Source organism: Rhodobacteraceae bacterium S2214 (assembly GCA_025141675.1).
Taxonomy (GTDB): Bacteria; Pseudomonadota; Alphaproteobacteria; order Rhodobacterales; family Rhodobacteraceae; genus Yoonia.
The window spans coordinates 1,914,582-1,939,512 of sequence record CP081161.1 but is presented as its reverse complement, the minus strand read 5'-3'; the positions used below and the strand labels follow the sequence as shown (position 1 = coordinate 1,939,512).

Annotated in this window: 26 protein-coding genes; 18 read left to right on the top strand and 8 right to left on the bottom strand. The window is 55.4% G+C overall.

Features of this window, described 5'->3' with window-relative positions:
* Window positions 1-11: 11 nt before the first annotated feature.
* On the bottom strand, window positions 12-3,428 hold the full coding sequence (locus K3729_09695) for an indolepyruvate ferredoxin oxidoreductase family protein (protein UWQ97763.1): 3,417 nt from the start codon (window positions 3,426-3,428) through the stop codon (window positions 12-14).
* Window positions 3,429-3,582: 154 nt separating this feature from the next.
* Between K3729_09695 and K3729_09690 the strand changes: the two genes are divergently transcribed.
* Entirely contained in the window at window positions 3,583-4,491 is a 909-nt protein-coding gene (locus K3729_09690; protein ID UWQ97762.1) for a LysR family transcriptional regulator, read from the top strand.
* A 159-nt stretch (window positions 4,492-4,650) separates the two neighbouring features.
* Here K3729_09690 and K3729_09685 read toward each other — a convergent pair whose 3' ends face one another.
* On the bottom strand, window positions 4,651-4,902 hold the full coding sequence (locus K3729_09685; protein ID UWQ97761.1) for a hypothetical protein: 252 nt from the start codon (window positions 4,900-4,902) through the stop codon (window positions 4,651-4,653).
* On the opposite strand from K3729_09685, the gene purL reads away from it, so the two are divergent.
* The 5 genes from purL to K3729_09660 all read left to right on the top strand — a co-directional run bounded on the left by purL (window position 4,886) and on the right by K3729_09660 (window position 8,959).
* A complete protein-coding gene (purL, locus tag K3729_09680) occupies window positions 4,886-7,045 on the top strand; it encodes a phosphoribosylformylglycinamidine synthase subunit PurL (protein UWQ97760.1) in 2,160 nt (719 codons plus the stop codon). The two genes, K3729_09685 and purL, sit on opposite strands and share 17 nt — an antisense overlap.
* A gap of 104 nt (window positions 7,046-7,149) precedes the next feature.
* Entirely contained in the window at window positions 7,150-7,383 is a 234-nt protein-coding gene (locus K3729_09675; protein ID UWQ97759.1) for a BolA/IbaG family iron-sulfur metabolism protein, read from the top strand.
* Complete coding sequence (locus tag K3729_09670; protein ID UWQ97758.1) at window positions 7,380-7,733, top strand: hypothetical protein; 354 nt, start codon at window positions 7,380-7,382, stop codon at window positions 7,731-7,733. Before K3729_09675 ends, K3729_09670 begins: the two co-directional genes overlap by 4 nt.
* A gap of 54 nt (window positions 7,734-7,787) precedes the next feature.
* The gene (grxD, locus tag K3729_09665) at window positions 7,788-8,147 is read left to right on the top strand and encodes a Grx4 family monothiol glutaredoxin (GenBank protein UWQ97757.1); all 360 of its coding nucleotides are present in this window, start codon (window positions 7,788-7,790) and stop codon (window positions 8,145-8,147) included.
* A 131-nt stretch (window positions 8,148-8,278) separates the two neighbouring features.
* A complete protein-coding gene (locus K3729_09660; GenBank protein ID UWQ97756.1) occupies window positions 8,279-8,959 on the top strand; it encodes a hypothetical protein in 681 nt (226 codons plus the stop codon).
* Here K3729_09660 and K3729_09655 read toward each other — a convergent pair.
* Together K3729_09655 and K3729_09650 are read right to left on the bottom strand one after the other, a co-directional pair.
* Window positions 8,956-9,345 carry a cell division protein ZapA gene (locus K3729_09655; protein UWQ97755.1) on the bottom strand — a complete coding sequence of 130 codons (390 nt, stop codon included), beginning with the start codon at window positions 9,343-9,345 and terminating at the stop codon, window positions 8,956-8,958. The genes K3729_09660 and K3729_09655 overlap by 4 nt on opposite strands.
* Before the next feature lies 1 nt (window position 9,346).
* Window positions 9,347-9,826, bottom strand: coding sequence for a hypothetical protein (locus K3729_09650; GenBank protein ID UWQ97754.1), 480 nt, complete (start codon window positions 9,824-9,826; stop codon window positions 9,347-9,349).
* 197 nt (window positions 9,827-10,023) lie between these two features.
* Between K3729_09650 and tkt the strand changes: the two genes are divergently transcribed.
* From tkt to K3729_09615, 7 genes are all read left to right on the top strand, one after another.
* Entirely contained in the window at window positions 10,024-12,039 is a 2,016-nt protein-coding gene (gene tkt / locus K3729_09645; protein ID UWQ97753.1) for a transketolase, read from the top strand.
* Between the two features lie 66 nt (window positions 12,040-12,105).
* Window positions 12,106-12,711 (top strand): DUF4329 domain-containing protein, encoded by a 606-nt coding sequence (locus tag K3729_09640; GenBank protein ID UWQ97752.1) that lies wholly within the window; start codon window positions 12,106-12,108, stop codon window positions 12,709-12,711.
* 182 nt (window positions 12,712-12,893) lie between these two features.
* Window positions 12,894-13,895, top strand: coding sequence for a type I glyceraldehyde-3-phosphate dehydrogenase (gene gap / locus K3729_09635; protein UWQ97751.1), 1,002 nt, complete (start codon window positions 12,894-12,896; stop codon window positions 13,893-13,895).
* Between the two features lie 86 nt (window positions 13,896-13,981).
* Window positions 13,982-14,680, top strand: coding sequence for a hypothetical protein (locus K3729_09630; GenBank protein ID UWQ97750.1), 699 nt, complete (start codon window positions 13,982-13,984; stop codon window positions 14,678-14,680).
* A 24-nt stretch (window positions 14,681-14,704) separates the two neighbouring features.
* Window positions 14,705-14,848 carry a hypothetical protein gene (locus tag K3729_09625; protein ID UWQ97749.1) on the top strand — a complete coding sequence of 48 codons (144 nt, stop codon included), beginning with the start codon at window positions 14,705-14,707 and terminating at the stop codon, window positions 14,846-14,848.
* Between the two features lie 225 nt (window positions 14,849-15,073).
* Window positions 15,074-16,078: a type I glyceraldehyde-3-phosphate dehydrogenase gene (gap, locus tag K3729_09620; protein UWQ97748.1), complete on the top strand. Its 1,005-nt coding sequence runs from the start codon at window positions 15,074-15,076 to the stop codon at window positions 16,076-16,078.
* Window positions 16,079-16,274: 196 nt separating this feature from the next.
* Window positions 16,275-16,433, top strand: a complete 159-nt coding sequence (locus K3729_09615) for a hypothetical protein (protein UWQ97747.1) — start codon at window positions 16,275-16,277, stop codon at window positions 16,431-16,433.
* 722 nt (window positions 16,434-17,155) lie between these two features.
* Here K3729_09615 and coaD read toward each other — a convergent pair.
* The 3 genes from coaD to K3729_09600 all read right to left on the bottom strand — a co-directional run bounded on the left by coaD (window position 17,156) and on the right by K3729_09600 (window position 19,116).
* Entirely contained in the window at window positions 17,156-17,650 is a 495-nt protein-coding gene (coaD, locus tag K3729_09610) for a pantetheine-phosphate adenylyltransferase (GenBank protein ID UWQ97746.1), read from the bottom strand.
* 87 nt (window positions 17,651-17,737) lie between these two features.
* On the bottom strand, window positions 17,738-18,172 hold the full coding sequence (locus K3729_09605; GenBank protein ID UWQ97745.1) for a CBS domain-containing protein: 435 nt from the start codon (window positions 18,170-18,172) through the stop codon (window positions 17,738-17,740).
* 50 nt (window positions 18,173-18,222) lie between these two features.
* Window positions 18,223-19,116 carry a LysR family transcriptional regulator gene (locus K3729_09600; protein ID UWQ97744.1) on the bottom strand — a complete coding sequence of 298 codons (894 nt, stop codon included), beginning with the start codon at window positions 19,114-19,116 and terminating at the stop codon, window positions 18,223-18,225.
* 95 nt (window positions 19,117-19,211) lie between these two features.
* On the opposite strand from K3729_09600, the gene K3729_09595 reads away from it, so the two are divergent.
* From K3729_09595 to mmsB, 5 genes are all read left to right on the top strand, one after another.
* Window positions 19,212-20,711, top strand: coding sequence for a CoA-acylating methylmalonate-semialdehyde dehydrogenase (locus K3729_09595; GenBank protein ID UWQ97743.1), 1,500 nt, complete (start codon window positions 19,212-19,214; stop codon window positions 20,709-20,711).
* Between the two features lie 90 nt (window positions 20,712-20,801).
* Window positions 20,802-21,143 (top strand): cupredoxin family copper-binding protein, encoded by a 342-nt coding sequence (locus K3729_09590; GenBank protein UWQ97742.1) that lies wholly within the window; start codon window positions 20,802-20,804, stop codon window positions 21,141-21,143.
* A 105-nt stretch (window positions 21,144-21,248) separates the two neighbouring features.
* Entirely contained in the window at window positions 21,249-22,388 is a 1,140-nt protein-coding gene (locus K3729_09585; protein UWQ97741.1) for an acyl-CoA dehydrogenase family protein, read from the top strand.
* Window positions 22,385-23,413 (top strand): enoyl-CoA hydratase/isomerase family protein, encoded by a 1,029-nt coding sequence (locus tag K3729_09580; GenBank protein ID UWQ97740.1) that lies wholly within the window; start codon window positions 22,385-22,387, stop codon window positions 23,411-23,413. The genes K3729_09585 and K3729_09580 overlap by 4 nt, the downstream gene beginning before the upstream one ends.
* Window positions 23,414-23,416: 3 nt before the next feature.
* The gene (mmsB, locus tag K3729_09575; GenBank protein ID UWQ97739.1) at window positions 23,417-24,292 is read left to right on the top strand and encodes a 3-hydroxyisobutyrate dehydrogenase; all 876 of its coding nucleotides are present in this window, start codon (window positions 23,417-23,419) and stop codon (window positions 24,290-24,292) included.
* 21 nt (window positions 24,293-24,313) lie between these two features.
* On the opposite strand, the gene K3729_09570 is transcribed toward mmsB, so the two are convergent.
* Window positions 24,314-24,925, bottom strand: a complete 612-nt coding sequence (locus K3729_09570) for a DUF2807 domain-containing protein (GenBank protein ID UWQ97738.1) — start codon at window positions 24,923-24,925, stop codon at window positions 24,314-24,316.
* Window positions 24,926-24,931 lie beyond the last annotated feature (6 nt).

Genomic DNA, 24,931 nt, shown 5'->3' with positions numbered 1-24,931 from the left:
TCCTTTTGCGTCTACTCTGCTGCCACGGCCGCAGGTGTTGCACACAGGTTCGCGAGCAAAACTTCGCGAGTTTTGGCGGCTTTGCGTGCGTTGGCTTCTTTCACTGGACCAAAGCCGCGAATATCGAGCGGCAACCGCGCCAGAGCAACCGCATCAGCTTTGGTATCGGGGCGCATCGTCCGAAGAACATCAGCCATGTCGGCCTCATATTCCTTGATCAGCGCCCGTTCCATCCGCCGTTCATCGGTCCGCCCGAATGGGTCGAACCACGTACCGCGCAGCCCCTTCATTTTGGCGAGAAGCGGGAACATCTTCGCCATCCGCGCCCCGTATTGCTTTTTGACGGGTCGCCCGTCTGCACCGGTTTTTGTCAGCATCGGCGGGGCAAGGTGGTAGGTCAATTTCACGTCACCATCAAACGCTTCCGCCGCTTTCGCGTGGCTATCTTGCAGCAATCGCGCGACTTCGTATTCGTCCTTGTATGACAACAGCTTATGATAGCCTTCAGCCACCGCTGCCTTCATGTCAGGATCGGTTATTCCGTCGACTAAAGCGCGATACCGCTTAGACAGCCGTTTGCCTTGATAGGCGACCAAATGATCCGCACGGAATGCGACTTTTTCATCCAGCGTTTTGGGCTTTTCGACAACCGCTGGCGACAAAACCCGTTCTGCCTGATCAGGATACAAATACGCCCAACGGCCCAATTCGAATGCATGCAGGTTGCGTTCAACCGCGGCCCCGTTCAGCGTGATCGCTTCGCGGATCGCGTCGCCGGACAACGGAATACCGCCCATCTGCCAGACCGCGCCGAAGATCATCATGTTCGAGAAGATACTGTCGCCCATCAAGGCCTTCGCCAGGTCAGAGGCATCAAACAGCGCCAAACGATCCTGCAACCGCGCCTCTAGCGACAGTTTCAGCTGATCCGTCGGCAGTTTGAAGCCAGTGTCACGTGTGAAATCGCCCGTGATAATTTCGTGGCTGTTGACGACGCCCACGGTCTGGCCCTGCTTCATCAAGCCCAGCGTTTTGGCACCTGCCGACACCACCAGATCACCGCCGATCAGCGTATGTGCTTCACCAATGGCCACGCGGATTGCAGCGATGTCATCGGGGTTTTCAGCCAAACGACAATGGATATGCACCGCACCGCCCTTTTGCGCGAGACCAGCCATTTCCATCATGCCAGCACCTTTGCCGTCCAGATGGGCCGCCATCGCCATGACAGCGCCGATGGTCACGACGCCTGTGCCGCCGACGCCTGTGATGACGACATTATGCGTGCCATCAATCTCGGGCAGCGCAGGGTCAGGCATGTCTGGCAAATCAACGCTTGCCGTTGCCGCCTTTTTCACGACCGCCCCTTCGACCGTCACAAAGGACGGACAGAAGCCGTTCACGCAGGAAAAGTCTTTGTTACAGGACGACTGATCAATCGCCCGTTTGCGGCCCAGTTCGGTTTCCACGGGCACGATCGACACGCAGTTCGATTGCACACCGCAATCGCCGCAGCCTTCGCAAACGTCCGTGTTAATGAACACCCGTTTGTCCGGATCAGGGAATGTGCCCCGCTTGCGCCGCCGCCGTTTTTCAGCAGCACATGTCTGGATGTAGACAATCGCCGACACGCCCTTCACCTGCCGCAGCCGATCTTGCACGGCGGGCAATTCGGACCGTTCGGAAATCGTCAGGCCTTTCGGGAAATACGCGAAGTCCACGTCTTCCTTTTCGTCGTAGACCACTTCGACATTGCGCACGCCCATAGCGACCAGTTCGCGGCAAATCTGATCAGCCGTAAGCCCACCGTCATTGCCTTGCCCGCCGGTCATCGCGACCGCGTCGTTATAGAGGATTTTGTAGGTGATATTGGTGTTCGCCATCAGTGCAAAGCGGATCGCCTGCACGCCCGAATGGTTGTATGTCCCGTCACCAAGGTTCTGGAACACATGATCCGTGGTCGAGAACGGGGCCTCGCCGACCCAATTCGCGCCTTCGCCGCCCATCTGGGTGAACCCAACGGTGTCGCGGTCCATCCACTGCACCATGTAGTGACAGCCAATGCCCGCGTAGGCGCGCGATCCGTCCGGTACTTTGGTGGATGAATTATGCGGACAGCCCGAGCAGAAATACGGCAAACGCGCCGCGATTTCGGGCTGGTTGTCGGCTTTGCGGGCTTCGGCAAGTTTCGCGAGACCCCCAGTCACGGCGGAAGACCCGCAGCCCTCTTCGACCAGAATGCCGCCAATCTTTTCGGCAATCCAGATCGGGTTCAGATCGGCCTTTGTTGGGAACACCTCTTCACGGCGACCTTCGGAATGTTCATCGCCTTTGTGCCAGCCGTAGACGCGGCGGCCTTGGCGGTCGTCAAAGATCGCTTCTTTGACCTGCACTTCGATCAGTTTGCGTTTTTCTTCGACAACAACAATCAGATCGAGACCTTCGGCAAAGTCGTGGAAACTTTGCATGTCCAGCGGCCAAACCTGCCCGACTTTATAGACGGTGATGCCGAGACGTTCGGCTTCAGCTTCATCCACGCCCAACAAGTTCAGCGCGTGAACCAGATCGAGATAGTTCTTACCGGCGGCGACAAAGCCGATTTTGGCCCCTGCTTTGCCAAGCTTGCGTTGATCCATTTTGTTGGCGCGGCTGTACGCTTCGGCTGCGAACCGTTTGTGGTCGATCATCCGCGCTTCTTGCAATTGCGGGGTATCGACTAGACGGATGTTCAAGCCACCGTCAGGCATATCAAATTCAGGTTCGACGAGCTTCACGCGGTCCGGATCACCATCGACAACAGATGTGACCTCGATCGTGTCTTTCATCGTTTTCAAGCCGACCCATACACCCGCAAACCGGCTGAGCCCCCATGCGTAGACACCGTAATCAAGAATTTCCTGCACACCCGCAGGGCTGACAATCGGCATATATGCGTCCAGCATCGCCCAATCGCTTTGGTGCAATGTTGTCGAACTTTCGCCCGTGTGGTCATCGCCCATCGCCATGATCACACCGCCATGCGGCGATGATCCGGCCATATTGGCGTGGCGCATCACATCGCCAGACCGGTCAACACCAGGGCCTTTGCCGTACCAGAGACCAAATACACCGTCGAATTTGCCTTCACCGCGCAGTTCGGCCTGCTGTGAACCCCAAAGGGCAGTTGCGGCCAGATCTTCGTTCAGGCCGAGTTGGAATTTCACATCCGCCTCGCCCAAGACTTTGCTGGCGCGGGTCATCTGCATGTCTACAGCACCCAGAGGTGATCCGCGGTAGCCAGTGACATATCCGGCTGTATTCAGCCCAGCATCTTTGTCACGCGCTTTTTGCATCAGCATCAAGCGAACAAGGGCCTGTGTGCCATTCAGCAGCACCTGACGCTTGGTTAAATCGTAACGATCATTGAGTGTAATGCGGCCCTGTGTCATCTGCACCTCCCCGATAGGATAACACCCCCACAATAGGTCATACTTTCTGACCTACAAAGCAAAAAGTTCCCCGTAATGCGCAATTGCACCTTAAGAACGTGTTAGCGTAAGGATAATACAAACAAGCACGGGCGCGCAGCCGCAGGAAGAAGATATGGACTGGGACAAGCTAAGAATATTTCACGCAGTGGCTGACGCTGGGTCACTTACACATGCGGGTGATACACTGCATTTGTCGCAGTCTGCGGTATCGCGGCAGGTGCGCGCGCTTGAAGAGAGCCTGAACACCACCCTTTTTCACCGTCACGCACGCGGACTGATTCTTACCGAACAGGGTGAGTTGTTGTTTGACGCGACCAAATCCATGAACAAACGTCTGGAAGCGGCATCCGCGCGCATTCGCGATTCCGAAGAAGAAGTGTTCGGCGAATTGCGCGTGACGACAACAACAGGCTTCGGCACGCTTTGGTTGGCGCCGCGTCTGCCGAAACTTTACGAACAATATCCGGACCTTAAAATCGACCTGATGCTCGAAGAACGGGTGTTGGACTTGCCTATGCGCGAAGCCGACGTTGCCATCCGCATGAAAGAGCCGTCACAGGCCGATCTGATCCGCAAACGATTGATGTCCGTGCGGATGCGCCTTTACGCGTCCCAGACATACCTTGATCAACATGGTGCGGTGACGGACATCGAGGAAATCGGCAACCACCGCTTGATTTGCCAGTCCCTGTCATCCGCACAGGTCAGCGCTGGGTCTACACTCGTTCAACACCTGATGAGCTATGATGTCCCGAGCCTGTTCACCGTGAACAACTACTTCGGTGTACTACAAGGTGTGATTAACAACCTTGGGATTGGGGTTCTGCCGGATTACCTTGTCGAAGACTTTCCTGACCTGATCCGCGTCCTGCCTGAACTTGAGTCGGGTGAAGTCCCGGTTTTCCTCGCCTACCCCGAAGAATTGCGCCAATCCAAGCGGATCAGCGCATTTCGGGACTTCGTTCAGGACGAAATCATGGATCACAGGCGGAAAATTCGGGATGCGGTAAAAGCCGAATAACGGATTAACAGAAAGCACAATTTGTCCAAAAGTGCTTGAATCGCAATTTGTTAAGCCAAAAAATGGGCAGCTCGCGCACAAAGCTATGCATCTGACGCATAGCGGACATGCGATTGTGTATGCATTATTTTCTTGAACGGTGAAGATACCGCTCCTAAGTCAAGTGTCGAAGGCGACGATGCTCTTGCGCTCGTCTCCTTCACCTCCCTGTTGGACTTGCCGGGCCTTGCGCCCGGCATTTTTTTTGCCCAAAGCGCAGTAATGCCGCATCGCCTGCACAAAAACGATCCACTGATACAGGTTTTTGACCAAAAACACAGCGCACAGCGCCTCTCGCACTTCCCCCCCCAGCAAAGCCAGTCTAAAAGGCCGCGAAAGCTCAGGGGACTGCCACATGACCGAACCAGCCATCACATCCGAATTGATCGCATCACACGGGCTGTCGCCTAGCGAATTTGACCGTATTCTTGAAATCATCGGCCGCGAACCGACCTTCACTGAACTCGGTATTTTTTCGGCAATGTGGAATGAGCATTGTTCATACAAGTCTTCCAAGAAATGGCTGCGAACCCTACCAACCGAAGGTCCACAAGTGATCTGCGGACCGGGCGAAAACGCTGGCATTGTCGACATCGGCGACGGCCAATGTGTGGTCTTCAAAATGGAAAGCCACAACCACCCGTCTTACATTGAACCCTACCAAGGTGCTGCGACCGGCGTCGGTGGTATTCTACGTGATGTGTTCACGATGGGTGCACGTCCGATTGCGGCGATGAACTCCCTGTCCTTCGGGATGCCTGATCACCCTAAAACACGCACGTTGGTCAACGGCGTCGTGGCAGGCGTTGGTGGCTACGGGAACTGCTTTGGCGTACCTGCAGTTGGCGGCGAAGTCCGGTTTGATCCGTCTTATAATGGCAACTGCCTTGTGAACGCGTTTGCTGCTGGCCTCGCGGATACTGACAAGATTTTCTATTCCGCTGCATCCGGTGTTGGCATGCCTGTTGTGTACCTTGGTGCGAAAACAGGTCGCGACGGTGTTGGCGGCGCGACGATGGCATCCGCCGAATTCGACGACACGATCGAAGAAAAGCGCCCGACCGTACAGGTTGGTGACCCGTTCACTGAAAAACGCCTGATGGAAGCCACGCTTGAATTGATGGCGACTGGCGCTGTGATTTCGATCCAGGACATGGGGGCCGCTGGCCTGACATGTTCTGCTGTGGAAATGGGCGACAAAGGGGGCCTTGGCGTCAAGCTGAACCTCGAAGACGTACCGCAGCGTGAAGAAAACATGACTGCCTACGAAATGATGCTGTCGGAATCGCAAGAACGCATGCTGATGGTTCTGAAACCGGAACTTGAAGCCGAAGCCCGTGCTGTGTTCACCAAATGGGATCTGGATTTCGCTATCGTCGGTGAAACCATCGCCGAAGACCGGTTCCTGATCTTGCATAACGGTGAAGTTAAAGCCGACCTGCCGCTGGCCACCCTGTCTGGCTCTGCCCCAGAATACGACCGCCCTTGGGTGGAAACGCCTGCGGCGACGCCTTTCAATGAAGCATTGACGATTGACCCTATCGAAGGCCTGACAGCGCTGATTTCCAGCCCGAACTACGCGGGCAAGCAGTGGGTTTATGAACAGTACGACCAGCAGGTCATGGGCGATACATCCCGCACACCAGGTGCAGGGTCCGGCATCGTCCGCGTGCACGGCACGCCAAAATCCATCGCATTCACGTCCGACGTGACCCCGCGCTACGTCAAGGCGAACCCTGTTGAGGGCGGTAAACAAGCGGTGGCAGAAGCGTACCGGAACCTGACATCTGTGGGCGCGACGCCGCTTGCGACGACCGACAACATGAACTTCGGCAACCCTGAAAAGCCTGAAATCATGGGCCAATTCGTTGGGGCCATCAAAGGTATCGGCGAAGCGGTTTCTGCGCTCGACATGCCCATCGTGTCCGGCAATGTATCGCTTTACAACGAAACCGACGGCGCAGGCATTTTGCCAACGCCGACAATCGGCGCCGTTGGTTTGATCGCGACACCTGACCTTGCGATTACAGGCACCATGCAGGACGGCGACGTTTTGTTGATGCTCGGCACGACATCAGGCCATCTTGGGCAATCCGCACTGTTAGCCGAAGCTTTTGGCCGCGTTGAAGGCGATGCACCTGCGGTTGATCTGGCAGAAGAAAAACTGCACGGCGACTTTATTCGCGCAAACCACGCCAACATCCCGTGTTGCACAGACCTGTCCGACGGCGGGCTGGCGCTGGCAGCATTTGAGTTGGCAGAAGCGGCAGGCGTTGGCATCACCGTGACGCTTTCGGACACGGCAACGCTGTTCGGGGAAGACCAAGCGCGTTACCTGATTGCGTGTACTCCGGCACAAGCAACCGCATTGGCGGCAGCGGCGAAAACAGCCGACATCCCGCTTACGCAGATCGGCACGGCGTCTGGGACAGACGTGACGTTTGGCACGGCATCCGCACCATTGGCCGCGTTGACCGAAACATTCCGCAGCGCGTTTGCCGCGGCTGTGGCGTAACGCCCCGTTTCTTTTGGTCATAAATATCCCCGCCGGAGGCACCTGCCCTTGCCGACCGGCGGAACACTTCATACGTTAGGCACAACAGCCCAAAAGGACGCACCATGATCACCGCCCACGACATCGAAACCCTGATCCGCGACAGCTTTCCTGAAGCCAAAATCACGGTGCAAGGCGACGACGGGGCGCATTTCGCGGCCGAAGTCATCGACGAAAGTTTTCGTGGCAAAAACCGTGTGCAACAACAACGGGCCGTTTACGCAGCGCTTAAAGGCAAAATGGACGGCAGCAACGGCGAACTCCACGCACTTGCGTTGACCACGAAAGCCCCTGCATGACTTGGAAGCTCTGGTTTCTTTTGATTATCTTAGGAGGCGCTGGATTGGCCTATGTACTTGGATCGCGTCCAAGGAAATATAGACCTTTGTCTGGAAACCAACCGGGAGCGATTCTTCCTGATGAACCAAAACCAGAGTTGGGCATGGAAGCAATCGACATGGATGTTGTCAAAGAAGCTCAGGCCAAAAATTCAGCTCTTGGAGCCATGACGGGCGGATCGAGAAATGCGGTTGGAGGACGGCAACCAAATCCAAATGCCAGCCTTAACTCGGTAGTGGGCAGATTTGGCGTCAAAGCCATGCGTAAAAAATTTGGGCACAACCGCGACAAATATGGGCGCGACATTTAAACTCACGGGCGCAAGGCGTCGATAGAATAACGCACTCAACGAAAGAGACGGCACATGACAATCGCAGACCAAATTAAAGAAACCGTCACATCCAACGACGTTGTCCTATTCATGAAGGGCACAAAATCCATGCCCCAATGCGGGTTTTCGTCCCGCGTTGCTGGTGTTCTGAACTTTATGGGCGTTGATTTTGCCGATGTGAACGTGCTCGCCGATGAAGACATGCGTCAGGGCATCAAAGATTATTCCGAATGGCCGACTGTTCCACAGCTTTACGTCAAAGGTGAATTCGTTGGCGGCTGTGATATCGTCACCGAGATGACCCTTTCAGGTGAATTGGACACGTTGTTTGCTGAAAACGCTGTGACCTTCGACAAGGACGCTGCAGATAAAATTCGCGAAGCAAACGCCTAAACACCGTTAAAGAACCAAACGGAAAGCCGTGCCTCCCGAGGTGCGGCTTTTTGTATTTGCGGTCGTGACATGTGTTAGGTGATGCGTAAACTGAACGCATTTAGCCCCAGATTTCCACGAGACATATTCCCATGAACAGCCCCCAGTTTCTTTTCGTTGTCATTGCGGTCCTTATTGGGCAGCTTTTCTTTTTGCGTTGGCTTCTGACGCGGCGCAAAAGCAGCTCAACGCTTGACGCAATTGTCGCGGAACAAGGCTGGGCGCAGCAAGAATTGCCTGCCAGCATCGGGAAAGGTGCTCAGATCATGTTGTCCGATCCGAAGGAAAATTGGGCGCTGCATGTCACTTACGGCCGCAAACGCAGCGGCGATGCCGTGATCAACTGGCGTGATACCGTGACCCAAAGCGGCGCCGTTGTCGTAGCCCCACCACTTGCGCCCCATGTCGCTGATATCATGAAAAAAACGCCAGACGGTATGGGTGCGTCAATGGTGAAGGGTACCATGACCCAAGCCTTAAAACGTCTGGGCGATCTGCCCGAAGGCGTTGAATTGGACAGAACAACCATCGGTGAAGCGCAAGGTATCTTGCTAACCAACGACGCCAGTGTGGCCGTCGCGCAAGACATCTACACGTCCAAACCGCTTGCGACATTGCGCGACGCCCTGCCCCGCAGTGCGCAAACATCCGTTGTTTTAGACGGTGATGTATTGTCAGTACGTGCGGAAACGGCACCCGGTCAGCCCGGCCACCTGCGTGCGATGGTGGATGCTGGCATTGCGATGCGCAGCTTACTGACGAAGCCAGATTAACCCGCGCGCCGTTCGACCTCTGCAGCCAATGCTTCTGCCCGTGCCGCGATCTGCGCCATTGCGTCACTGACTTCGGCTGGGATCACGGGCACTTCGACACGTTCGGTCTGTGTGGGCCGGCCTTCCAGCGTATCAATCCGCGCTTGCAGCTGCGCCATTCGCGTTTCCGCTTCTTTGACCTTTTCTTCCAGTCCTGCGGTTTTGTCCGCCAACATCAGGCCCGACATCAGCAGCATCTTTGCTTCCGGCATCCGACCGATTTGCGCGGACATGTGGGATGCTTCTTCGTTCAGCATTGCTGCGGCCGACTGCAAGAAATGTTCTTCGCCTTCCTGACAAGCCACTTCAAACGTCCGCCCACCAATGGCAATCTCGACATGTGGCATATCAGGCCTCCTCGATCAGGGGTTTGAGTTCTTTCAGGATCGCATCAACTTCGGCTGATTCCGACGCGCGCTGCGCTGATAGCGCTTCGACTTCGGCCATCATTGCACGATTGATCAATTCTGGTTCGGCGACGCCTTCGCTAGCGGCGGCACGCAACTGTGCGTTCACTTCGCGCATATCCGCGCTGGAAGCCCGCAGACGTTGCAGTTCCGTATCCAATGCAGCCATCTGGTCACGCTGAGCGGAAACTCGCGTTTCAAGTTCTTTGATCTTCGTATCTTGACGGTCTTTCAGCGCTTTCACCCGCTCTTCGAGCTGGGCGTTGGCGAAGCGTTCTTCTTCCAATTGGGTTTCAAGCGCGCCTGCGTCTGCGCCGGGTGCGTCATCCGCCGGTGCCTGTTCGGCCATCGCCCCTAAACCGCGTTCAATCCGGTCCATTGCGACGGAAATCCGCTGCTCTAACTGCGTGACGTCTGTCATGCGTCGTCCTCTCGTACCATCAAACCCGCGAATCGCGGAACATTAAGCAAAGCCTAAGCCAACAACAGCGCACCCGCAAATGCGCAACATGATGACGTAGTCCAACCATGCCAAACACTTATGTTGCGTGCTTGATCTTAGGCACCGCCCTGATATGACACCTCCAACGCCAAATTTAGCCCGATAGGACCTTTCCCTTGGATATTGCAGCCCTGCGTGAAGCAAACCCTGACCACTGGATGAAAGCAGCCGCCATTCGCGCGCTGACACTCGATGCAGTTGCCGCCGCGAACTCTGGCCACTCTGGCATGCCGATTGGCATGGCTGATGTTGCAACGGTTTTGTACCAAAACCACCTGAACTTTGACCCCAAAGCACCTGACTGGGCGGACCGTGACCGGTTTATCCTGTCTGCGGGTCACGGATCCATGTTGCTGTATTCGCTGATGTACCTGACTGGCTACGAAGACATCACGCTTCAGGAAATCAAGGATTTCCGTCAGTGGGGCGCAAAGACTGCTGGCCACCCTGAATACGGCCATGCACGCGGCATTGAGACCACAACAGGTCCATTGGGTCAGGGCATCGCCAATTCCGTCGGTTTCGCAATCGCCGAAGAAATCCAGCGTGCCACGTGGGGCAAGAACATCGTCAACCACTTCACTTACGTGATTGCGGGCGATGGTTGCCTGATGGAAGGCGTATCTCAGGAAGCGCTGTCTCTTGCCGGTATGCAAGAACTTTCCCACCTGATCGTGTTCTGGGACAATAACAACATCACCATCGATGGCACTGTTGATATTGCAGACAAAACCAACCAGCCACAGCGTTTTGCGGCGTCAGGTTGGCATGTGCTGGAAATTGACGGTCATGATCCAAAGGCGATTGATGCTGCGATTATCGAAGCGAAGAAAGATCCGCGCCCGTCCATGATCGCCTGCAAAACCCACATCGCGCTGGGTCACGCCGCACAAGATACATCCAAAGGCCACGGCGCTTTGACTGACGCGCAGCAGATGGCTGACGCGAAAGCCGCATATGGTTGGACAACCGGCCCGTTTGAAGTCCCTGCGGACATCAAAAAAGGCTGGGAAGACATGGCGACACGCGGTCAAGCGGCGCACACCGACTGGCAAGTCCGCTTCGACAAACTGTCCGGCACAAAGCAGGCGGAATTCAAACGCCAGTACGCTGGTGAAGCGCCAGCCAAGCTGTCCGCGGTGATCCGTGCCTTCAAAAAGCAAACGACAGAAGGTGCGCCAAAGATGGCAACGCGGAAGTCGTCTGAGAAGACATTGGAAGTGATCAACGCGATCATGCCGGAAACCATTGGTGGTTCTGCTGACCTGACAGGGTCTAACAACACCAAAACAGCCGACATGGGCGTTTTCCACCCGACTGATCGCAAAGGCCGTTACGTTTACTACGGTGTGCGTGAACACGGCATGGCGGCTGCGATGAACGGCATGGCGCTGCACGGTGGCGCAAAACCATACGGCGGCACATTCATGTGCTTCACCGACTACGCGCGTGGGTCCATGCGTCTGTCCGCCCTGATGGGCGTGCCTGTGACATACGTCATGACACACGATTCAATTGGTCTGGGCGAAGATGGCCCTACCCACCAGCCGGTTGAACACCTCGCTATGATGCGTGCGACGCCGAACACCAACGTTTTCCGTCCTGCGGATACGGTGGAAACGGCTGAAGCGTGGGAAATGGCGCTGACATCACAAAGCACACCACACGTTCTGTGCCTGTCCCGTCAGAACCTGCCGACAGTCCGTACTTCGCACAAGACAAAGAACCTGTCTGCGCAAGGCGGCTACGTTCTGGCAGAGGCTGAGAACAAGCGTAAAGCTATCATCATGGCGTCCGGGTCTGAAGTCGAAGTGGCATTGGCCGCAAAAGACCTGCTCGAAGCTGAAGGTATCGGCGCACGCGTTGTGTCCATGCCGTGTATGGAACTGTTCGCGCAGCAAGACGAAAGCTACCGCAAGCGCGTACTACCAGCGGGTCCGGTTCGGGTCGCGGTTGAGGCTGGCGTGCAGCAAGGCTGGGATCAATGGTTGCTTGGCGAACGCGGCAACCACAAGAAAGCCGCATTTGTTGGTATGACTGGCTTCGGAGCCTCTGCACCTGCGGAAACTTTGTTCGAAAAGTTCGGCATCACGGCAGCGGATGTCGCCAAAGCGGTCAAAGACCTGCTTTAAATCTTTATATACAGACGGGCAGGACATCCCTGCCCGTCTGTCCCCACAGATAGTTAAGGTCACTTTATGCATCGTCTGACAATCGCGCTTCTTGCACTTGTGACCGTCAGTGCATGTGCGGCCCCTGTCGAAACGATCAGCAAACGACCAGCTATCATCCCCAAAGCGATTCAGCCGCAACCAACGTCTTTTGCGCCACCGCCTGCAGAACAGGCTAGCATTGATAATTTTGCGCGGTCCTTCCTGAACAGCATCCAGACTCAATCAATCCGAGAACGTCGCGAATTCTGCGGCTTTTTCTTCCGTGATAGCGCAGGTCAATTGCAGGCGACTGCACCACGGCGTGGCAGCTTTGCGAGCTGCAACATGCCGGTGCCACAACGGCGTGATAACATCGTCGCATCCTACCACACGCACGGCGCTTATGGGCCGCAGTACGATAACGAAGTGCCGTCAACGACTGATCTGTTGTCCGACTTCCAACTTGGCGTCGATGGCTACGTATCGACACCGGGTGGCCGAGTTTGGCGGGTCTCAAACGCCAATCGCGATACGTCTCAGGTCTGCGGCCTTGGCTGTGTGATCCGAGATCCGGGCTTTGTGCCCCGCAACGAAAATCAGGTCCGCCAACGGTATACGGTTGCGACCCTGACCCAACGCAGCGGCGTTTAACCAACTCGCACGATTCGCGGCGCACCGCGTTACGATAGCGCAATCCGTTAGCGTTAACGTCCCTACATGGCCAATGATAGCGCCAACCGTTACCGTTAACATACTGATTTATCACGACTTTGATCTTTGTGAACATCTGCATACAAGTTATAGCAGACCCAACTTTTGGAAAGGTTTGGGTCATGACTGTCACGATTGGTATCAACGGATTTGGGCGCATCGGGCGCTGCACTTTGGCACACATCACAGAGGCCGCACGCAACGACGTTCAGGTCGTCCGCATCAACGCGACTGGCCCGATTGAGACAAACGCCCACCTTCTGAAATACGACAGTGTGCATGGCCGTTTTGGCAGCCCAGTCAAAGTCAAAGATCAAACAATTGATCTGGGTCGCGGCCCTATTGATGTGATGTCGTCCTACGATCCGGAAACCCTTGATTGGTCCGGCTGCGATGTCGTTCTGGAATGCACCGGCAAATTCAACGACGGACAGAAGGCAGACGTTCATTTGCGTCAAGGCGCAAAGAAGGTCCTGATTTCTGCCCCTGCCAAAAACGTCGAACGCACCGTGGTCTACGGTGTGAACCACCGCCAATTGCTTGCCAATGACCGCATGGTATCGAACGGATCTTGCACCACGAACTGCCTTGCCCCGCTTGCCAAGGTACTGAACGACGAAATCGGGATCGAACGCGGTATCATGACCACGATCCACAGCTACACAGGCGATCAGCCAACACTGGACCGCCGTCATTCTGATCTATACCGCGCCCGTGCCGCAGCCATGGCGATGATCCCCACATCCACGGGTGCCGCCAAAGCGCTGAGCGAAGTCTTGCCGGAACTGGAAGGCAAACTCGACGGCACGGCCATGCGGGTCCCTACCCCGAACGTCTCGGCGGTTGATCTGACGTTTGAAGCGGGCAAATCCGTCAGCGTCGAAGACGTTAACGCGATTATGGCTGAAGCGGCTGGTGGCTACATGGGCATGGTCATGTCCTACGACGACGAAGCCAAAGTCAGCATCGACTTTAACCACACCACACAAAGCTGCATTTTTGCGCCAGACCAGACCAAAGTCGTCGGTGGCAAAACCGTACGGGTGTTGGCGTGGTACGATAATGAATGGGGCTTCTCAGCACGGATGGCCGATGTCGCGGCGGCCATGGGTCGGATGCACTAAGCCACAATTCGGCATTTTCAAAAAAATTGCCATTAATGCGCCGTAGTTACATGAAATGGCGCATCCAAATTATTTTGGATGTGACCATGCGCTATTTTGCTATTCTTTCTGTTCTTGCCATTTCCGCTTGTTCTTCGGAGACCAGCACCTTTGAAATTAACGGTGAATCCGTCACCCGTGCTGAATTCGAAGAATATACGCGCGGTTCGCAAACACCCACTGCAGTCGACAGCGTCGCAGACAGCGGGAATGATCTGAGCAATCTTGATCCGGCCTTTGGCGATCTTGCTGACCAGCTCGCGATCCTCGAGGACGCATCGATTGGAAGCCGCAGCAATTCCGCATGGACCGCTGTCCCCACCTCTGGATCGGGTACATTCGAAGGCGTTATCGTCGCGTCCACGTCTGGCGTGCCTGCAGTGAACTATTCGGCAAGCGCCGAAACTACTATTTCGGTCGATTTCTTGGAAAACACGCTGACGGCAGAAAACGGCCAGTTTGTATTGCTAGATGGGAACCTTGAACCGGTCGAAACGCTTAACGGTGATCTTGGGATTTCGCGCGGTTCTATCCGTGGCAGCCGTCAGAACTCTGTCGAGATGTCTGTCAGCGGCACATTGACGGGCGACACCACAACGATGTTCGTCACAGGTGATTTGACAGGTAGTTTCAAAGCATCACCGATCCAAGGCTTGACGGCTGGAACTGGTGACGCAACAGGGATCGTCAATGGTGTTGGTGCCCCAACGACCGTGATTGCAATCGAAGCCCTATCCACAAATTAAGATCATGAGGGTAAGGTCACACGCATGACCAATCAAATTGCCATCGGGCTTGCGATCTTTATCGTCGGTTTCTTTCTACTGGATCATTTTGTATTCCATTTGGATGCCATGACTGTTGTTCTGCGCAAGATCGTGGGCGCAGTGAAATTCATGGCGTTTTGGCGTTAAGCTGACTGCCCGCAGAAACTGATACCCATCTTATCTGGCAGAAGCGGTACATTCACATGTGGTAAGCCAAACGGCCGTCATCTGAGGTCTTAAATCCGCGCGCCCTGTGAATTTGGGCCTGCAGGCCATCACGAAACCTAATCTGCGGTTGACCTTTCGGCATAAATCGCAATGTTAGCGCCAACAGCGGGCATGCCCGCATTCACATCTTTGGAGAACCTCCCCATGGCAGTCAAAGTAGCGATTAACGGTTTCGGACGTATCGGACGGAACGTATTGCGGGCCATCATTGAATCCGGTCGCACAGACATCGAAGTTATTGCAATCAACGACCTTGGTCCTGTTGAAACAAACGCGCACCTGCTGCGGTTCGATTCTGTGCACGGCAAGTTCCCTGCAACTGTGACCACCACAGAAGACTCTATCGACGTGGGCCGCGGCCCGATGAAAGTCACAGCGATCCGCAACCCAGCGGACCTGCCATGGTCTGACGTTGACGTGGTTCTGGAATGCACAGGTATCTTCACATCCAAAGAAGCCTGCCAAGCGCACCTTGATAACGGGTCCAAGCGCGTGCTGATCTCTGCACCAGGCAAAGACGCGGACAAAACTATCGTGTTCGGCGTGAACGACGGCGCATTGACTGCAGACGACATTGTTGTGTCCAACGCATCTTGCACAACAAACTGCCTGTCCCCTGTTGCCAAGGTTCTGAACGACGCTGTCGGGATCACCAAAGGTTTCATGACAACGATCCACAGCTACACCGGCGACCAGCCGACCTTGGACACAATGCACAAGGATCTGTACCGCGCACGCGCAGCAGCCCTGTCCATGATCCCGACATCCACTGGTGCAGCAAAAGCGGTTGGTCTGGTTCTGCCAGAACTGAACGGCATCCTTGACGGTGTTGCGATCCGCGTTCCAACACCAAACGTGTCTGTTGTTGACCTGACTTTTGAAGCGTCCCGCGCGACAACCGTGGAAGAAGTGAACAATGCGATCATTGCAGCTGCAGACGCTGGCCCGCTGAAAGGCATTCTGGGTTACACTGATCTACCAAACGTCAGCACCGACTTTAACCACGACCCACGGTCTTCCATCTTCCACCTTGACCAAACAAAGGTTCTGGACGGCAACATGGTGCGTATCCTGACGTGGTACGACAACGAATGGGGCTTCTCCAACCGGATGAGCGATACAGCCGTTGCGATGGGCAAATTTCTGTAAGGCCTAAGCCTTCAGCACAAATGAAAGGGCCGTCCTGTTATCAGGGCGGCCCTTATATTTTGTGACGTAAGCCATGCGTTTTGCGCAATTCGGTTATCGCTAACGGTCAGTTGTGCTGCGGTGCAGCACGACCCATATTCAGGGCAGGCAGGAGAAAAGCCTGACGTTACAAAGCGATAATCTGAAGGAGAACGCTATGACTGTACTGAACTTCGTCCGCGACACACTTCAAAAACGCGCGACATATGCAAAGACCAAATACGAGTTGGAAAGCATGTCTGCCCAAACAGCGATGGACCTTGGTCTGTTCCGCGAAGACGCCGCGAAAATCGCAAGCAAAGCGATCTACGGGTAAACCTGCGGGCCCACATGGCCTTGAATGAACACCAGCCGCGCCTTACGAGGGGCGGCTTTCGTGTTTCTATTGTGCGTGGGACTGGGACGTCTGTACGATTGCCGAAAGTTTCGGCAATCTTGCGCGGACTTAAGCGTATGAGACGGTTTTCATTGGCATTGGACGACGACGTTCTGTGCTTCTGTCATTGAAAGCGACGACGTTGTTGATGCGTTTCTGCAGAAGCAGTGGACGAACGCTTCTAAAGGTTGCGGTCTTAGCGGCGGCGCGTGCTGTGCCTTCGGCCCGGGACTTTGCGAGTGCCTCTAGTGCGATAATACGGCCTGCGCGAGCTTTCATTGCGAGTAGCATGTTATTTCCTCCAGTTTCGTTGTTGCATTAACCATGGAGCAATTTGTGACGCCACGTCAGACCAAAATCTGTATAGTTTTGTCTGCAATGGTGCAGGAAATATCCAAAAGGTTAGTTCGGCACTGATCAAATCGGTATTTGTCGATCATTTTACGCCAAAAATAACGAAACCAGACGCATACAACGGCGTCGGAATTCCCAAATTCTAATGATTATTCGCACCATCAACCCGCTGACGGGCCAATTGTGCGGGCGTTATTCCAGGAAATTGGTGCATTCATTCAAGATTCGAACTTGAACAAGATATGCAGCGATTGGGTCAACCGCCGACATTAACCAAACAGTTTACACGCGTTCCCCGTCAGGAAAGCCTATTTGCCCAGTTTTGCCAGCAATTGGTCTTTGACCGCAGGTGGTACAAACTTGGTCACATCCCCGCCAAGGCGAGCGATTTCCTTGACCAGTTTGGACGCAATCGCTTGGTTCTTGGCATCTGCCATCAAGAACACCGTCTCGATTGAATGATCCATGGCGCGGTTCATGCCGACCATCTGATATTCGTATTCAAAATCAGCCACGGCCCGCAGACCGCGCACGATGACTGACGCACCCACATCGCGGGCGCAATCGATCAACAGGTTTTCAAACGGATGCACCACGATTTCGCAACCCACGTTTTGACCAAGCGGAACACATTCCGCTTCGACCATCGCCACGCGTTCTTCCAGCGTAAAAAGCGGGCCTTTATCGCGGTTGATTGCAACACCGATGACCAAACGGTCAACAAGCGTACACGCCCTGCGGATAATGTCGGTATGGCCATGAGTGACCGGATCAAACGTGCCGGGATAGAGACCAGTGCGCATGGCGAAACCTTTCGTAAGTCTTGGCCGCACGCAACATTATTGCGCGGTGGATTGCAACCGAAAAACACAGATCAAACGACAGGTCTTCTAGTGACCCATGATCATGCCCTGCAGCGCGTCCTTCTCCATCGACAGTTCCGCGAGACGCGCTTTGACAACGTCGCCGATCGAGATCAACCCGATCATCTTGTTACCATCCATGACAGGCATGTGCCGGAACCGTCCTTCGGTCATCTTGCCGAGAACGGTATCGGCTTGGTCTGTAGGCGAACATGTGATGATCTTGGCGGTCATCAATTCACTGACGTTTTCCGTCAAACAGCCGGTTCCGTTTGCGCCCAAGGCACGCACGATGTCGCGTTCTGACAAGATACCATCGAGGGCAGCACCATCAGAAGACACAACCAGCGTACCAATCTTCTTTTGAGACAGAACTTTGGCAGCATCACCGACGGTCACATCAGGTTTCACCGATATCACGCCGCCTTCCGGCTTTGTTTCCAATATCTTACTGACCAACATGATTTCGCCCTCCGCTTGTATTCCGTAAGTTTAGCGTCGCGCACATGCGGCTATCCTGTCAAGTCTACAGCCGCCTCTAGGCGGGTTACTTCGGCTGACATGCCCGCACTCAGGGCTTCTGCAAAGCGCGACAGGCGCTCTGATTGGCGGTCAGATCGGTGGCGGACCAGATACAGCGTGCGGCGCAAACTGACCTGATCCGTCAGGACCCGCCGCAGTTCGGGGGCCGCATGAAGCGCAAAATCATGGACGAAACCGACACCACCGTGGCGCAACATCTGTACTTGGACCGCAACGGAATTCGACGCCATCGCCACAGACCGCGTGCCTATTTCACCTAAGTAGTCGAGTTCCTTGTCGAAAATCATATCCGGAATGTACCCAACGATCCGCCGTCCCGTCAGATCGGACAATTCCGAGATCTGTGCTGCGTCGGCCCGCTGGGCGAGATGCAGTTTGTAATCGGTGATCGGTTCAACCGTCAGACGCTGTGCGGCGGGCGGGCTGACCGTGACGGCCATATCGGCCTCGCGTTGCGATAGGTTCACGACGCGCGGCAAGGCGAGTATCTGCACCTCTAGACCGGGGTTCTCCGCTTGTATCTTGGCGACGACCTGCGGCAGCACGTAATTCGCAACACCATCTGGCGATCCTATCCTGATCTGCCCTGTCAGGCCGCGCGTCCCGCCCTGCCCTTCATCCAGCGCTAAGGCTAACGCTTCTTCCGCTTCTGTGGCTCTGTCACGCATCCGCTGACCAAGGTCTGTCAGCGCATAACCTTGCGGCGATTTCACAAACAAGGGTGCGCCCACAGCCAATTCCAATCGCGCGACACGCCGTCCAACGGTTGCCGGATCCATCTTTAAAACAGGCGCTGCGCCTGACAGGCCCGCCGCCCGCGCGACTGCCAAGAATACCCTTAGATCATCCCAGTTCTGCACCATACACCCATACATTTTTGCAAAATGATTTTGGCATATTGACGCTTTTACATGCATTTCCGCAAGGCTAGACTGCAAGAAATCAGGAGGAGATTTCCATGCAAGAATTGACCCACTACATCGGCGGCGAACATGTCAAAGGCACGTCCGGCCGTTTCGCTGACGTATTCAACCCAGCCACAGGCGAAGTTCAGGCGAAAGTGCCGCTGGCTAGCCCGGAAGAGCTGGCACGCGCTGTTGAAGTCGCCCAAGCGGCGCAGCCTGCATGGGCCGCCACGAACCCGCAGCGTCGCGCACGTGTGATGATGAAATTCGTGTCCCTTCTGAACGACAACATGGACAAACTGGCCGAAGCCCTGTCCCGCGAGCACGGCAAGACATTGCCAGACGCCGCAGGCGACGTGCAGCGCGGCCTTGAGGTTGTTGAATACTGCATCGGTGCCCCTGAAATGCTGAAAGGTGATTACACCGACAGCGCGGGCCCTGGGATTGATATGTATTCCATGAAACAGCCGCTTGGTGTGACGGCTGGCATTACGCCGTTCAACTTTCCCGCGATGATCCCACTTTGGATGTGTGCGCCTGCGATCGTGTGCGGCAACGCCTTTATCCTGAAGCCATCCGAACGCGATCCATCCGTGCCATTGATGCTGGCTGAACTGCTTGAAGAAGCTGGTCTTCCAAAAGGTATCATGCAGGTCGTGAATGGTGACAAAGAAGCCGTTGACGCCATCCTTGATCACGACGTGATCCAGTCGATCGGTTTTGTCGGCTCCACCCCGATTGCCGAATACATCTACGGTCGTGGCTGTTCCAACGGCAAGCGCGTACAGTGTTTCGGTGGTGCGAAAAACCACATGATCATCATGCCGGATGCGGACATGGACCAAGCGGCTGATGCGCTGATCGGTGCGGGCTACGGTGCGGCTGGTGAACGTTGCATGGCGATTTCGGTTGCGGTCCCAGTGGGCGAAGAAACAGCCGATAAGCTGATCGAAAAGCTGGTCCCACGGATCGAAAAACTGAAAGTCGGCCCATACACAGCAGGCACTGACGTGGACTACGGTCCTGTTGTGACTGCTGCGGCCAAAGCCAACATCCTTGGGTTGGTCGAATCCGGTGTGGCACAAGGCGCAGAGCTGGTCGTGGATGGCCGGAACTTTAACCTGCAAGGCTACGAAGACGGGTTCTTTGTTGGGCCACATCTGTTTGACCGCGTCACGACAGATATGGACATCTATAAGAAGGAAATCTTTGGTCCGGTTCTGTCATGTGTGCGCGCACAAACCTACGAAGAAGCCATCGACATGGCCATTGACCATGAATACGGCAACGGCACCGCGATCTTTACGCGGGACGGCGACACGGCCCGCGACTTTGCCAACCGGATCAACATCGGCATGGTCGGCATCAACGTGCCAATCCCCGTGCCATTGGCCTACCACACGTTCGGTGGCTGGAAGAAATCCGTCTTTGGTGACCTGAACCAGCACGGCCCAGACGCGTTCAAGTTCTACACACGCACCAAGACCGTCACATCGCGTTGGCCGTCGGGGATCAAAGAAGGCGGCGAATTCTCTATTCCTGTCATGGAATAAGTCCGCGAATAATTTTTCTTTATCTTTTGTGAAACTTTTAGGGCAGCCTTTCCGTGGCTGCCCTTATACGTTCAACAGAGGATATAACTCATGACACTTTTTACACGCCGTAATGTACTTCGTCTTGCTGCGACCGCCGCTGCCGTTCCTGTGGCTGCAAAGATGGCACAAGCTGCGACAAACCACGTTGTCACAATCAAAAACATGGCCTTTTCGCCAGCGAACCTGACGATCAAAGCGGGCGACACCGTGACGTGGGTGAACGAAGATCGTGCAGCCCACAGCGCATGGGAATCCGCGAATAACGCCTTTGACACGGGGCTGCTGTCCACAGGCCAATCCGCCGCGCTGACCTTTGGTGCTGCCGGATCGTTCAACTACCGCTGCCGTCCGCACGGCAATATGCGTGGGTCAATTACGATCACGAACTAGTCTTCAACGCAAAAAATTTGGCTCCGCGCTTTTTCATTTTGACAACGCGCGGGCTTCGCGTCACTTTAGGTATTGAACACTTGTTCAATTCTGGGAGGGATGCATATGGACTTTGCTTTAACCGAAGAACAAACCGCTATTTTTGACATGGCGCAGGCCTTTGGCGCAGAGCATATCGCGCCTTTTGCCCGCCAGTGGGAAGCAGACGGCACGATCCCCAAAGAGCTATGGACCGCAATCGCAGAGCTTGGCTTTGGCGGATTGTACGTGTCCGAGGACAGCGGCGGTTCGGGTCTGTCGCGCTTGGATGCCACGTTGGTTTTCGAAGCACTTTCACAATCCTGCGCCTCTGCCGCCGCGTTCCTGTCCATTCACAACATGTGCGCACGGATGATCGACAACTTCGGATCAGACGCGATGAAGGCAGACCTGCTGCCACGCGCCCTGACGATGGAGACCGTCCTGTCCTATTGCCTAACCGAGCCGGGATCAGGGTCGGACGCGGCGGCACTGAAAACAAAGGCCGTTGAAACCGGCAATGGATATGCCCTGACGGGGACCAAGGCATTCATATCAGGCGGCGGTTATTCGGATGGCTACATCGTGATGGCCCGTACCGGCGATGATGGTCCGAAGGGCATCAGCGCGTTCTATGTGCCCGAGGGCGCTGAGGGGCTTTCGTTTGGCGGTCTTGAAGACAAAATGGGCTGGCGGTCACAGCCGACCCGCCAAGTCCAGTTGGACAATTGCAACATTACCAAGGGTGATCTGCTTGGTGAAACCGGAAAAGGTTTCACATATGCGATGATGGGCTTGGACGGCGGACGGTTAAACATTGCCGCCTGTTCATTGGGTGCTGCGCAATCAGCTCTTGACCAAACGGTCGCGTATATGGGCGAACGCAAGGCATTCGGCAAATCCATCAACCAGTTCCAAGGGCTACAATTCCGGCTCGCGGATATGGAAATCGAGATGCAAGCCGCTCGTGTTTTCCTGCGCCAAGCTGCGTGGAAATTGGACAACAAAACGCCGGATGCGTCAGCGTTTTGCGCGATGGCGAAAAAGCACGTCACCGAAGTTGGCAGCCGCGTCGCGGATCAATGTCTACAATTGCACGGCGGCTATGGCTATTTGGCTGACTATGGCATCGAGAAAATCGTGCGTGACCTGCGCGTCCATCAAATTCTGGAAGGCACAAACGAGATCATGCGCGTACTGACCGCCCGCCATGTGCTGACGAAATGAGCGATCTGATTGTTCGCATTGATGGCGTTGCGGGGCGGATCACGCTGAACCGTCCCAAGGCACTGAATGCACTGACTTGGGACATGGTGTTGGGGATCGAAGCGGCTTTGGACGCGTGGCGCGATGACGATGCCATACAGATCGTCGTCATCGACGCTGCAGGCGACAAAGCCTTTTGTTCCGGCGGTGATATCGCCGAGATGTACGCCACTGGTAAGGCTGGCGACTTCTCCTACGGACAACGGTTTTGGCGCGATGAATACCGGCTGAACCGCAAGATTTTCCATTATGCCAAACCTGTTGTTAGCTTCCTTCAAGGCTTCACGATGGGTGGTGGCGTTGGCGTTGGATGCCACGGTTCACACCGCATCGTCGGAGAGACATCGCAGGTCGCGATGCCCGAAGTCACGATTGGACTTGTGCCCGACGTCGGCGGGTCGTTGATCCTTGCTACAGCCCCAGGACATATCGGCGAATACCTTGGGCTGACAGGCACCCGCATGGATGCCGCAGATGCGATTTATGTAGGTTTTGCCGACGTATTTGTGCCGGAAGACCAATGGGATGTTCTAAAAGTACAACTCTGCGAGACAGGTGACGTGGCAAAAATTGCGGACATTGCGCAGGGTTTGCCAAGTGGCTCGTTACAAAAAGCGCAGCCTATTATCGACGGTGTGTTTGGCCAAGACGGTGTTTTTACTACCGTATCATCCAGCACGGATGACGTCATTCTAGCCGCCGCGAAGAAGATGGACCGAAATGCACCGCTCGCGTTGCAGGTCACGCTTCGGATGATCCGCGCGGTTCGTGACGCACCAACCATCGAAACAGCATTGGACCACGAATTTCGCTATACGTTCCGGTCCGCGCAATACGGTGATTTTATCGAAGGTATCCGGGCCGCGATCATTGATCGCGACAGGGCGCCTGTTTGGCAACATAGTAACGTCACCAGCGTACCGGCAGCGGATATCGCACGCATGACAGCCCCCTTGGGCGACAACGCATTGATCTGGGAGGATTAAAGAATGAAAATCGGATTTATCGGACTGGGTAACATGGGCGCGCCAATGGCCGCTAACCTCGCCTCGGCTGGCCACGATGTGGTGGGTTTCGACACAATGGCGAAGCCGGACGGTTTGACCATGGCGGGCACTGCTGCGGCTGCCGTCGAAGGCGCAGATGTGGTGATAACGATGCTGCCAAACGGTGATATTTTGCGTGCCGTGGCCGCAGATATTCATCCGGCGATGAAGGCAGGTGCCGTGCATCTGGATTGTTCAACTGTTGACGTCGCCAGCGCGCGTGCCGTCGCAGAAATGGCCGAAACCGCTGGCCTAACCGCAGTCGACGCGCCAGTGTCTGGCGGAATTGGCGGCGCTGCTGGCGGGACGCTGACGTTTATGGCGGGCGGAACCGAAGCGGGCTTTGCAACCGTGTCGCCGTTGTTCGAAATCATGGGTCAGAAAGCCGTGCATTGCGGCCCTGCCGGCAACGGTCAGGCCGCGAAAATTTGCAACAACATGATCCTTGGCGTCACGATGATCGCAACCTGTGAAGCCTTTGTGCTAGCTGATAAACTTGGCCTTGATCGGCAAGCGATGTTTGACGTCGTCAGCACATCGTCCGGCTATTCATGGAGCATGAACGCCTACTGCCCTGCCCCCGGTGTTGGCCCTCAAAGCCCTGCTGACAACGATTACACACCGGGTTTTGCTGCCGATTTGATGCTGAAAGATTTGCGTTTGTCGCAGATGGCCGCCGAAGCCGCAGACGCGGATACGCCGATGGGTGAAGCCGCAATGGCGCTGTATCAGCGGTTTGTTGAAGACGAAGACGGCGCTGGTCGCGACTTTTCCGCGATGCTGCCGCGTTTTGCTGACCGCGGGCGTAACGCGGGTTAACTTTGGTCTAAGCGGCGCGCCCTACTCTGTTTCGGGCAGCGCCGCGACGATTTCTAATGTGTCCGGAATGCTGATAACGGCCTTCGATTGCGCATCAACCGTGCCGATTGCGCAATCCAACGCGGATGCGTCGATGGTTGCGCCAATGATCGCTTCTGCCTCTAGCGTTTCGCAGACGCCGTTGATCTGGATTGTACCGTTCTCGGTCGCGTAAAGGCTTGTTTCCGTATAGTTAAATCCACCTAGAGTAACCGTCCCACCTTCCAATGCCTCGGCACGGATCCGTTCGCCGCTGAAGGTTCCCGCGTTGATCTGGGAGTCGTCATATGCCTTTAGCGCGCGCACATCCGGCAGCGTGACGTTCAACACGAGATCATCCTGACGCCCGTACGGAAAAATGAACCAGCGCGTATGCCGGTTCACGGCCAGCCACGGCCCGAACTTCCGAAGGTGAAACTGTTCAACGTCGCCCGAAGCCGCGCTGCCTGTGATACTGATTTCGTCGCCTTGCGTCACATTCACCGTAATCCCGTTACGGACTTCGATGTTTGTGATCCCTTTGAAATCGAACGTTTTCTCCTGCGCATGAAGCGGTGTCGCGACTGCGATGACAAGGGCTGCATATTTGATCATTCGTCG